Genomic DNA, 12,238 nt, shown 5'->3' with positions numbered 1-12,238 from the left:
GGATTGATGTTTATCAATCCTCTTTTTTTTTATAGCTATTTTTTTGCCTTATGTTAAATTTTCATATCTAATTCACACTAAATAAACTATTGAGGTGTTTTTTTAACATTTTTTTATACTTTTATTGAATATTCCATTTTTTTATAAAATAGCATATTAAAAAATTCTTCATGCTCAATTTTCAATATGTTTTGAATATGGTCTTTTACAACGTATAACAAAGAGAGAAACTTTAAAAACACTATAACCAATAAATCACTGCTTTATGAAAAAAATTACTTTAGCCAAACTAGTTTTTATACTATTATGTATGCCTGGTTTTTTAATGGCACAAGAAAAAAATACACAAGAAAACACCAAGTGTTTAACAGACCTTTACAATGCTGGATTGATTGCAAATAACCCAAGCATGATGGGTAGCGAGACATTTAAACAGCAATTAGAAGCAAAAATTCAAGAAATATGTCAATCTCCACAACGTAGAGCTGTGGTTTCTATTCCTCTTGTTGTTCATGTCTTACATAATGGCGAGCCTATTGGTACTGGAGCAAACATTTCGGACGCACAAGTACTATCGCAGGTTACAGTTATGAATCAAGATTTTAGAATGATAGTAGGAACTCCTGGTGAAAGTACTGCTGGAGGTGTAGATGTAGAAGTGGAATTTGTCATGGCTCAAAGAACGCCAGATGGATGTCCAACCAATGGAATTAATCGTGTAAACATTTGTCAAGACGGAACACCGAGTTTTGAAGACATTGATTATTGGAAAACACAAACCATTTGGAATCGTGATTTATATATGAATATGTGGTCTTCTAAATATGTAGGTGGCATGGATGGTTATTTAGGATTTGCCCAATTTCCTGGTGGTCCAGCAAATACAGATGGCGTTAGTGCTGGTCATACCTATTTTGGAAGTTCTGATTACGATGATGGCACATTCCAATTAAGTGCTCCATATGATAAAGGACGTACGATGACTCACGAAGTTGGTCATTATTTAGGATTATATCACACCTTCCAAGGAGGTTGTGGGGGAACTGGAGATGAAGTTGCCGATACTCCTGCTGTAGATTCACCTAATTATGGGTGCCCAGTTGGTCATGTTTCATGTGGGACTTTAGATATGATTGAGAATTATATGGATTACACAGACGACACCTGTATGAATACCTATACTGCAGGACAGAAAGTTAGAGTACAAGCCGTATTAGCGTCTTCAAGATTAGGTTTAGTTTCATCAAATGGTGCAGACCCAATTACTGCAGTACCAAATGATGCTGAGATAGCTATTGAATGTTTAAGTACCGTACCTTGTACAACAGATGTTAACGCTAATATAAAGATTATAAATTGGGGAACTTCCACCTTAACGGCTGCAACCATTAGCTATGATGTAGATGGAGCTGATGCTACTAACTACAATTGGACGGGTTCTTTAGCTTATGGGGAATATGCAACAGCAACTCTTCCAACAATTTCTGCAAGTGGTGGTACTCAAACCCTAAATGCAAGCATTATAAATGTTAATAGCACTACAGATGCACGAGCCTGTAACAATGTAGATTCCCAAGTTTTTTCAAGCTCAGGGTCTTTCACAACAAATGAGGTGAAACTACATCTTGTTCCTGATAATTATGGTTCTGAAACTAGCTGGACTTTTAGTGATGCATCAGGCAGTGTTCTATATTCTGGTGGACCATACACAAATGGCAACACAACTCCAATTGATGAAATTTTCACTTTAACTGCAACTGGATGTTATACCTTTACCATAAATGACTCCTATGGAGATGGCATGTGTTGTAATTATGGTAATGGCTCTTACGAATTAAGAACTGCTGATGATACTTTAATTTTTAGTGGTGGACAATATGGAAGTTCAGAAGACACATCTATTATTGTATCGTCTTTAAGTACTTCTGAATTTGAATTAAGCAGTACCATAAGTATTTACCCTAACCCAACTAAAAATATATTGCACATTAAAACGACTAATTCCAATGTGCCAGACAGCTATGCAGTTTACAACATGCTAGGGCAAGTTGTTCTTAGCAAGCACATTGCTAACAAAGCTGATTTGTCAATCAATACGTCTAGCTTAAGCAATGGGATGTATTTTATTAAAATAGCTAAAGAATCTAATCAAGTTTCTTTACCTTTCATTAAGAAATAAATCTTAATACCAAATAAATTTGAAAGAGGATTGATGTTTATCAGTCCTCTTTATTTATTTTTGGAGAAATAATTCAATCTTGAAAATTTACAAGTCACTTAAGCTCGATTTTGATTTCAACACCGTTGTAACCATTGGCACTTTTGATGGGGTCCATATTGGACATCAAAAAATTATTGAACGCTTAGTACAGGCTGCCAAAAAGAGTCATTTAAAATCTGTTGTCTTAACATTTTTTCCTCATCCCAGAATGGTATTACAAAAAGATGCCAACATCAAACTCATTAATACCATTGACGAAAGAAGCTATATTCTTGAACAACTTGGATTGGATGTCTTGGTTGTGAAAGAATTTACTAAAGAATTCTCGCGTTTAACGGCTGAAGAATTTGTTATTGAAGTTTTAGTAAAGCAACTTCGGGTTAAAAAAATTATTATTGGTTACGACCACCAATTTGGAAGAAATAGAGCAGCCAATATAGACGACTTAAAAGTCTTTGGAAAACAATACAATTTTGAAGTTGAAGAAATTTCAGCTCAAGATATTAATGATGTTTCAGTAAGTTCCACAAAAATTAGAAAAGCTTTAAGTGAAGGCAATATAAAAATTGCCAATAAGTATTTAGGCTCCAATTTTATGCTTAGTGGACATGTTGTAAAAGGAAAAGGTTTAGGAAATACCATCGGGTTTCCAACAGCCAATTTAAACATTACAGAAACCTACAAGCTCATTCCAAAACAAGGTGTGTATATTGTTAAAGCAAGCATACAAGACCAAACCGTTTTTGGGATGATGAATATTGGCTTCAATCCAACCATTGATTCCAATAACGAGCAATCCATAGAAATACATTTTTTCAATTTTAATCAGTCTATTTATAGTGAATCCTTGGTTATTGAATTACTGGATAGAATTAGAGACGAACAAAAATTTAATTCGGTTTCCGAACTAAAAGAACAACTCCTAAAAGACAAGGAAACCTCTTTAAAACACATCGCTAAGCTCCATGCTAAATAACTTTCTCTTTAAACATATAGACAATAGTTCTTTAATAGTTTTCAGAATTATTTTTGGTCTCTTATGTTTTTTAGAATCTGTTGGAGCTATTTTTACGGGTTGGATTAAAAGAACCCTTATCGATCCAGAATTTACGTTTTCGTTTATAGGTTTTGAGTGGTTGCAGCCTCTACCAGGTAACCTGATGTACCTTTATTACTTGGTCATGGGGATTTTTGGTTTGTTCATCATGGTTGGGTATAAATATCGCTTTAGTACCATCATGTTTACCATTCTGTGGGCTGGCACCTACTTTATGCAAAAAGCATCTTATAATAATCATTATTATTTATTGATTTTGCTTAGTGCCATTATGGTTTTTCAACCAGCAAATAGGTATTATTCTTTAGACGCTAGAAACAACCCAGACATCAAAAACATATCCATGCCAAATTGGTGTCGTCTCGTTTTTATTTTTCAAATGCTTATTGTCTACTCCTATGGAGCCATTGCCAAGATATACCCAGATTGGTTAGACACCACCTTCATTGAAATTTTAATGAAAAGCAAACAACATTACTTTCTTGTAGGCGACTTACTTCAACAAAAATGGATGCATTACTTTTTGGCCTATGGTGGTATTTTATTCGATGGATTAATTATTCCATTGTTACTTTATAAACCTACTAGAAAATGGGCGTTTTTTGCATCTATATTTTTTCATTTATTTAATTCTTTTGTGTTTCAGGTGGGCATCTTTCCATATCTATCCTTGGCATTTGCACTTTTCTTTTTCGAACCAAAAACTATTCATCAGCTCTTTTTAAAAAAGAAACCTTTTTACAGTGAAAATAAAATTATAATTCCTTCATATAGAAATCTATTAATAACCGTAGGTGCCATTTATTTTACTATCCAAATTGCACTTCCTTTAAGACAACATTTTATAAAAGACCATGTACTTTGGACCGAAGAAGGCCATAGGCTGTCCTGGCGAATGATGCTGCGCTCCAAACAAGGTTTTTCTGTCTTTAGAGTTGTTAATAACAGAACTCAAAAACCTACCAATATTAAATTAACCGATTATTTAAGCAATAAGCAGATTCATTTAGTTTCCACTAAGCCAGATGTTATTTGGCAGTTTTCGCAACGCTTAAAAGATATCTATGCAAAAAAAGGAGAAGACGATATTTCTGTTTATGTGGATTGTAAAATTAGTATCAATGGTTCTCCTTATAAACAACTTATAGATCCAGATATAGATTTAACTAAAGTAAAATGGAATACTTTTAAACACTGCGATTGGATTTTACCCTCTAAATAAACACACAAAATATTACAAAAGTGTTTATAATTCTTCCCACAAAAACATCTAGCAATTAAACTTACTAAGTAGGATTAAATCTCTTGGCAATTCCTTAAATTTGTTGCTTAAATTTCATAAAACATGTTACAAGTACCTTTTATTAGAGAAAACAAGGAAGACGTTATCAAAAGATTAGCTGTTAGAAATCTAGATGCTACAAAAATGATTGATGAGGTTATTTCTTTAGATGAAGACAGACGTCAAACACAAACACTTTTAGACAACACATTGGCAGAATCCAATACCTTATCTAAAGAGATTGGCAACTTGTTTAAATCCGGAAAAGCTGCTGAAGCCAATGTTTTAAAAGAAAAAACTATTGAACTTAAAGAAGCAACTAAAACCTTAACTGAAACACTTAACGAAAAAGTTGAAGCTTTAAACCAGTTGCTATATAAGATTCCAAATGTGCCACATGCTTCTGTTCCAAAAGGAAGTACAGAAGACGACAATGAAATTGTTTTTAGTGAAGGGACTATCCCTACACTACACAAAGAGGCACTTCCACATTGGGAATTGGCTAAAAAATACGACATCATAGATTTTGAACTTGGTAACAAAATAACTGGAGCAGGATTTCCTGTTTACAAAGGTAAAGGAGCCAAGTTACAACGAGCTTTAATTGCATATTTTCTTGATAAAAATACAGCTGCAGGTTATACAGAGTATCAATTACCTCTTTTAGTAAACGAAGCTTCTGGCTTTGGTACTGGGCAACTTCCTGACAAGGAAGGCCAAATGTATCATGTTACTGAAGATAACTTATACTTGATTCCAACGGCTGAAGTTCCAGGAACGAATATTTTTAGAGATGTTATTTTAAATGAATCCGATTTACCAATAGGAATTACTGGTTACACCCCTTGTTTTAGACGTGAAGCTGGAAGTTATGGCGCTCATGTAAGAGGTTTAAACAGATTGCACCAATTTGATAAGGTTGAAATTTTACGTGTGGAACATCCAGACCGTTCTTATGAAGCTTTAGATGACATGGTAGAACATGTAAAAACCATATTAAAAGAATTAAAATTACCATACAGAATTTTAAGACTTTGTGGTGGAGATGTAGGTTTTACTTCTGCCCTAACCTTCGATTTCGAAGTGTTTTCAACAGCACAAGACAGATGGTTGGAAATTTCATCTGTTTCTAATTTTGAAACTTTTCAAGCTAACAGACTCAAGCTTCGATTTAAAAATAATGAAGGTAAAAACGAATTGGCTCATACTTTAAATGGAAGTTCTCTAGCCTTGCCAAGAGTTCTTGCAGGTATTTTAGAAAATTACCAAACCAAAGATGGTATTGAAATTCCTGACGTTTTAGTACCCTATACTGGCTTTAAAATAATTGATTAATATTGTAGGATTATTCTTTTTTTATCGATAAAACGCTAAAAAATAACGTTATTCAACGATTTTTTAGCGTTTTTCTTTGTTTATTAATTATTTTTTTTCATGTTAGTAGTCCCAAATAAAAAAACCTACTTATAATGAAAAATGTTGTTCGTATTTTTCTACTCATTGCCTTAGTTGTTTTAGCAAGTAAAGTTTTGTTTTCAGATTTTCATATTCCAAAATCCGAAAATAACACATTAACTGCTGCTGCCACTAAATAATTGATTTGGTAATTAATAATTGCCCCAATCGAGTAATTGAATCATGTAAAGTATACAAGATTAATAGCACATTTATTTTGGTTGGTTAAATGCCTGGAGATTCTTCAGGCATTTTTTTATGTTATATATTTAGTGAAAACCGGAAACTTTCTTCAATCTATCCTAAATCATTCTTAAAAATCAAGATTCATACAAAATCTAAAAATCACATTTGTTATATTTACACAAAGTAATGCCATGAGGTTTCTATTCATTTTAAGTTTTTTATGCTGTATTAACATGTTTTCGCAAGAAGATATTGTTGCAGCCGAGTACTATAAAAATGGTGATTTCGAGAAAGCTTCATTGTCTTATCAGAGATTGTATGATAAATCTCCAAATAACAACTCTTATCTTCTTCAGTTAGTAAAATCTCTTCAGCAATTAGAAAAATACCAAGATGCTGAATCCTTATTATTAAATCAGATTTCAAAACTAAATTATCCTCCATTACTTATTGAATTGGGTTACAACTATCAGTTACAAAACAATATTATTGAAGCTGAAAAACAATACGAAAATGCTTTAGCAACCATAGATCAAAATCCGAATTTTGTTTTTATAATAGGAAAAACATTTGAAGACAGATCTCTGTTGGATCAAGCTATTACGGCATACGAGAAGGCCATGCTTTTAAAACCAGATTTAAATTTCAATGTGCAATTAGCACGTATTTATGGAGAACAGGGCAATGTGGAAAAAATGTTTGAAAGTTATTTAAATTTTGTAGAGCTTAACGATACATATATCAACACGATTAAACGTGCTTTTAGCGAATTTATAAGCGAAAATAGCGATAACGAAAACAATATATTACTAAAACGCATTCTTCTTAAGAAAATTCAAACAGATCAAAATTTACTTTGGAACGAAATGTTAAGTTGGCTTTTTGTTCAGCAAAAAGATTACAACAGAGCTTTTACTCAAGAAAAGGCTATTTTCTTTAGACAACCAGAATCCTTAGACAGAATTGAAGAGTTGGCACTTATTGCTTCTGCAGACAAGGAATATCAAACAGCTTTAAATATTTTTGCATATCTCACAGAAACAGCTCAGGATTTAGACACCAAACTTAAAGCCTATTACCACTTAATAAACATAAAAACGCGAATAGCTACCAAAGCCGAATACAAAGATATTTTAAATGAATATGACATCATTTTTAACACCTATGGTAAACACACGCAAACCCTGTCTATACAAATTTCTTATGCACATTTTTTAGCTTTTTATAAGCACAACCCAACAGATGCAGTCACTTTTTTAAAACAAAGTTTAGAATTGCCTCTCAATTCCTTTCAAGAAGCAGGAGTAAAAATGGAATTAGGCGACATACTAGTTTTACAAGAGAAATTTAATGAAGCCCTAATTTATTATACACAAATACAACGCAATTTAAAAAATAGCACTTTGGCTCAAGAAGCACGTTTTAAAGTTGCAAAAACCAGTTATTACAAAGGCGATTTTAAATGGGCAGAATCGCAGCTTAAAATCTTAAAATCTTCTACCTCGCAATTAATTGCTAATGATGCGTTAGATCTCATGTTGCTTATTACAGACAATAAATATGAAGACTCTACACAATCAGCTTTAAAATTATATGCCAAAGCAGATTTAATGGATTTTCAAAATAAGCCAGATGCTGCCATTTCTCTTTTAGATAAAATTCTAAAAGAGCACAAAGGTAAAACTATCGAAGATCAAGCATTATTCAAACAAGCGCAATTATTCGAAAAAAAACAGGAATACCATAAAGCTGAAGCAAATTATCAATCCATTATCACTCATTTTAGTGATGAAATTCTGGCAGACGATGCCTATTTCCATTTGGCTGAATTATATAAATACCAATTAAATCAGCCTGAAAAAGCCAAAGAACTTTACGAGAAAATCATCTTTAATTACCAAGATAGCATCTATTTTGTAGAAGCCAGAAATAGATTTAGGTCGCTTCGTGGCGATGCTATTAATTAATTTCATTTAGGACTATAAGTTAGTTATTCTTAACATTCATCTAAAAACATCATATGATGGTAGCTGAAACCAACAGATTAATTATTTCAAAATTGACATTATATGATGCTCCGTTTTTCTTAGAATTGTCAAATTCTCCAAATTGGATTAAATACATAGGTGATAGGAATTTAAAAACAGTTGATGACGCCAAAACATATTTAAAAGAAGGTACAATTAAAAGCTACGAAGAGTTTGGTTTTGGCTTTTATAAACTTCAGCTTAAAGAAGAAAAAGGTAAACCAATTGGAACCTGTGGTTTAGTAAAAAGAGAGCGACTGGACAACGTAGATATTGGGTTTGCCATGTTGCCAGAATACGAAGGCAAAGGCTTCGGCTTTGAAGCCTCTGAAGCGATTTTAAAACTAGCCAAAGAGATATTTAATTTAGATAAAGTTTTAGCTATAACCTTACCATCCAATACAAATTCAATAAAACTATTGGAGAAGTTAGGTTTATCTTTTGAAAAAACGGTAAAACCTTTTGAAGATGAAGAAGAACTTCTGTTATTTGCAAAGGATTTATGATATTTATAACTTAAGACATGATTATATACAACGTTACAGTTAACTTAGAAGAAAGCATTCATGACGAATGGCTTACTTGGATTAAAGAACACATACCGCAAGTATTAGCCACTGGAAAATTTACTGAAGCAAAATTAACCCGTGTTTTAGTAGAAGATAAAATTGAAGGATTTACCTATTCCATTCAATACAGAGCTAAATCTAGAGACCATTTAGAAGCTTATTATATGCATCATGCAGATATTTTAAGACAAGATGGTTTAAAGCGTTTTTCTGATAAAATGCTGGCTTTTAGAACTGAATTGGAGATTGTTGACGAATATTCAGTTACTTTTAACTAATTATAAAAAAAATTATTGTGTCTAAAGACCATCAAGTAAAAGCAAAAAAATATTTAGGACAGCATTTTTTAAATGATGAATCCATTGCCGAAAAAATAGCAAACACTTTATCGTTTAAAGGTTATAAACACGTGCTAGAAATTGGACCAGGAATGGGCGTTTTAACAAAATACCTCCTTAAAAAAGACACAATAACACATGTTATAGAGATAGACTCAGAGTCTGTAGCCTATCTTAAAAACAACTATTTAAATTTAGCCGATCGGGTTATAGAGCAAGACTTTTTAAAATACGATTTAAATCTGGTTTTCAACAACCAACCCTTTGCTATAATTGGTAACTTCCCTTATAACATCTCTACACAAATTCTATTTAAAACTTTAGAGATGCGAGATCAAATCCCAGAATTTTCAGGGATGTTTCAAAAAGAAGTTGCACAACGTATTTGTTCGAAAGAAGGCAGTAAAGTATATGGAATTCTATCTGTATTAACACAAGCTTTTTACGATGCTGAATATTTATTTACAGTTCCACCTAACGTTTTTAACCCGCCACCAAAAGTAGATTCTGGAGTACTATTGTTAAAACGAAAAGAAAACTATACGCTTGCATGCAATGAAGCCTTACTTTTTAAAGTGGTAAAAACTGGATTTCAACAACGCAGAAAAACACTGCGTAACAGCTTAAAATCTTTCAATTTATCCGATATTCTAAAAGCAAACAGTATCTTTGACAAACGTCCAGAACAATTAGCTGTACAAGAGTTTATAGAACTTACACAATTGATTGAGAATGATATTAACGAATAAAACCTTTGTCGTTTCGACAGAGTCAAAAGACGATAAATCTCATGTCTGAAGAAAAAGAAAACATACAATTTGAATTAACGGATGAACTTATAGAACAAGTAGAACAACTTATCGAAACAAAAAACGATAAGGAGCTCCACCTGTTATTAAATGAGTTTCATTACGCTGATATTGCCGAAATTTTAGATGAAGTCAACCTAGAAGAGGCCATGTATGTTATCAAACTTTTAGATTCTGAAACTACTTCGTACGTATTAATGGAACTCGATGAAGACAATCGAGAAAAAGTTCTTAGAAACCTATCGGCTAAAGAAATTGCAGAAGAAATTGAAGAACTGGACACTGATGATGCTGCAGACATTATTGCCGAACTTCCTGAAGAACGTCAAGCAGAAGTTATCTCTCAAATTGAAGATCAAGAACACAAAGCAGAAATCACAGAACTTTTAGCCTACGACGAAGACACTGCAGGTGGACTTATGGCTAAAGAACTCGTAAAGGTTTATGAAACATGGACCGTTGCTGGTTGTTTACGTAGAATTAGAGGTCAGGCTAAAGATGTTAGAAGAGTCCACTCCATTTATGTGGTAAACAAACAAAACAAACTAATTGGTCGCTTATCTTTAAAAGATTTAATTGTTGCTAAAAGCGATCAAAAAATTTCAGATATTTATATTACTAGCGTCGACTATGTAAAAGTAGATGAAGACTCCGAGGAAGTCGCTAGAATTATGCAAAAATATGATTTGGAAGCCATTCCAGTGGTTGATGAAAACATGGTACTTCTAGGTAGAATTACTATCGATGATATTGTAGATGTTATTAGAGAAGAAGCCGACAAAGATTATCAAATGGCAGCAGGTATTTCCAAAGGTGTAGAAGCAGATGATAGCATCTGGAAATTAACTATGGCAAGATTGCCTTGGCTGTTAATTGGAATGTTTGGAGGTTTAGGTGCTGCAAGTATTATTGAGTATTTTAATGAAAGTATGGGAAGTTTTATCGTGCTTTTAAGTTTTGTGCCTTTAATACAGGCCACTGCCGGAAATGTAGGTGTACAATCTTCAGCCATTGTAGTTCAAGGTTTAGCTAACGACAATGTAGATGGGAATATAATAAAACGCCTTTTTAAAGAATTTTTATTGGGATTAGTTAATGGTTTTGCCATTGCTTTAATTGGGATAATTATTACTCATTTTGTATTTGGCACCCCTTATACTATCTCAATAACCATAGCAATTGCATTGATAGCTGTTATTATTATGGCTGCTTTAATTGGAACATTTATTCCAATCTTCTTAGATAAAAGAGGTATTGATCCTGCCGTTGCTACTGGCCCGTTTATCACCACAAGCAACGATGTTTTTGGCATACTAACATACTTTTTAATAGCAAAACTGATCTTAGGGTTTTAATTATGAAAGTCCTCCATCTAGACACAAATCATCCATTATTAATAAAGCAATTAACCAATTTAGGGTTTCAAAACGATGAAGATTACACCTCATCAAAACCTGAAATTGAAGCTAAAATCGCTCAATATGACGGTCTCATAATTAGAAGTCGGTTTTCTATAGACAAATCGTTTTTAGATGCTGCAAAAAACTTGAAGTTTATTGGACGAGTTGGAGCTGGTTTAGAAAATATAGATTGTTCCTATGCCGAAAGTAAAAACATCTATTTAATCTCTGCTCCTGAAGGTAATAGAAATGCCGTTGGCGAACATAGCTTAGCCATGCTTCTATCGTTATTCAATAAACTTAATAAAGCCAACCAAGAGGTTCGAGAAGGCAAATGGTTACGCGAAGACAACAGAGGCATTGAATTAGATGGAAAAACCATTGGCTTGATTGGTTACGGAAATATGGGAAAAGCTTTTGCCAAAAAACTCTCAGGCTTTGATGTAACGGTTTTGTGTTATGATATTAAAGATAATGTGGGAGATAAACATGCCATACAAGTATCTTTAGCGGAATTACAAAACAAAGCAGATGTGCTTAGCTTACACACACCACAAACCTCATTAACACTCAATATGGTTAATAATGGTTTTATTCATGCTTTTAAAAAATCATTTTGGGTTATTAACACGGCTCGTGGAAAAAGTATTGTAACAGAGGACTTAGTCACCGCATTAAAAACTGGAAAAATTTTAGGTGCTGGATTAGATGTTTTGGAATATGAAAAAGCCTCCTTTGAAGATATGTTTACCTCTACGATGCCAGAGCCTTTCCAATATTTAATTCAAGCTGAAAACGTGATTTTAACACCTCATGTTGCTGGTTGGACTATTGAAAGCAAAGAAAAATTAGCGGAAACCATTGTAGATAAAATTAAAGCGAAATTTTGTTAAC

At 33.0% G+C, this 12,238-nt stretch carries 11 protein-coding genes; all 11 read left to right on the top strand.

Features of this window, described 5'->3' with window-relative positions; all coding sequences use genetic code 11:
* The first annotated feature begins 265 nt into the window (after nucleotides 1-265).
* Nucleotides 266-2,179 (top strand): M43 family zinc metalloprotease, encoded by a 1,914-nt coding sequence (locus tag OS191_RS11870; RefSeq protein ID WP_267155929.1) that lies wholly within the window; start codon nucleotides 266-268, stop codon nucleotides 2,177-2,179.
* A gap of 79 nt (nucleotides 2,180-2,258) precedes the next feature.
* Nucleotides 2,259-3,197 (top strand): bifunctional riboflavin kinase/FAD synthetase, encoded by a 939-nt coding sequence (locus OS191_RS11865; RefSeq protein ID WP_267155928.1) that lies wholly within the window; start codon nucleotides 2,259-2,261, stop codon nucleotides 3,195-3,197.
* Nucleotides 3,187-4,500: an HTTM domain-containing protein gene (locus OS191_RS11860; protein WP_267155927.1), complete on the top strand. Its 1,314-nt coding sequence runs from the start codon at nucleotides 3,187-3,189 to the stop codon at nucleotides 4,498-4,500. The genes OS191_RS11865 and OS191_RS11860 overlap by 11 nt, the downstream gene beginning before the upstream one ends.
* Nucleotides 4,501-4,623: 123 nt before the next feature.
* Entirely contained in the window at nucleotides 4,624-5,895 is a 1,272-nt protein-coding gene (gene serS / locus OS191_RS11855) for a serine--tRNA ligase (RefSeq protein ID WP_267155926.1), read from the top strand.
* A 134-nt stretch (nucleotides 5,896-6,029) separates the two neighbouring features.
* On the top strand, nucleotides 6,030-6,155 hold the full coding sequence (locus tag OS191_RS11850; protein ID WP_267155925.1) for a hypothetical protein: 126 nt from the start codon (nucleotides 6,030-6,032) through the stop codon (nucleotides 6,153-6,155).
* 237 nt (nucleotides 6,156-6,392) lie between these two features.
* Nucleotides 6,393-8,168, top strand: coding sequence for a tetratricopeptide repeat protein (locus tag OS191_RS11845; RefSeq protein WP_267155924.1), 1,776 nt, complete (start codon nucleotides 6,393-6,395; stop codon nucleotides 8,166-8,168).
* Nucleotides 8,169-8,221: 53 nt separating this feature from the next.
* Nucleotides 8,222-8,734: a GNAT family N-acetyltransferase gene (locus OS191_RS11840; protein WP_267155923.1), complete on the top strand. Its 513-nt coding sequence runs from the start codon at nucleotides 8,222-8,224 to the stop codon at nucleotides 8,732-8,734.
* 17 nt (nucleotides 8,735-8,751) lie between these two features.
* On the top strand, nucleotides 8,752-9,075 hold the full coding sequence (locus OS191_RS11835; RefSeq protein ID WP_267155922.1) for a DUF4286 family protein: 324 nt from the start codon (nucleotides 8,752-8,754) through the stop codon (nucleotides 9,073-9,075).
* 17 nt (nucleotides 9,076-9,092) lie between these two features.
* Nucleotides 9,093-9,884, top strand: coding sequence for a 16S rRNA (adenine(1518)-N(6)/adenine(1519)-N(6))-dimethyltransferase RsmA (gene rsmA / locus OS191_RS11830; protein ID WP_267155921.1), 792 nt, complete (start codon nucleotides 9,093-9,095; stop codon nucleotides 9,882-9,884).
* A gap of 41 nt (nucleotides 9,885-9,925) precedes the next feature.
* On the top strand, nucleotides 9,926-11,299 hold the full coding sequence (gene mgtE, locus OS191_RS11825) for a magnesium transporter (RefSeq protein ID WP_267155920.1): 1,374 nt from the start codon (nucleotides 9,926-9,928) through the stop codon (nucleotides 11,297-11,299).
* A 2-nt stretch (nucleotides 11,300-11,301) separates the two neighbouring features.
* Nucleotides 11,302-12,237 carry a 2-hydroxyacid dehydrogenase gene (locus tag OS191_RS11820; RefSeq protein ID WP_267155919.1) on the top strand — a complete coding sequence of 312 codons (936 nt, stop codon included), beginning with the start codon at nucleotides 11,302-11,304 and terminating at the stop codon, nucleotides 12,235-12,237.
* Nucleotide 12,238: the final 1 nt, after the last annotated feature.

The organism is Xanthomarina sp. F2636L (assembly GCF_026410195.1).
GTDB lineage: Bacteria > Bacteroidota > Bacteroidia > Flavobacteriales > Flavobacteriaceae > Xanthomarina.
This window is presented reverse-complemented; position numbering and strand designations above follow the sequence as displayed.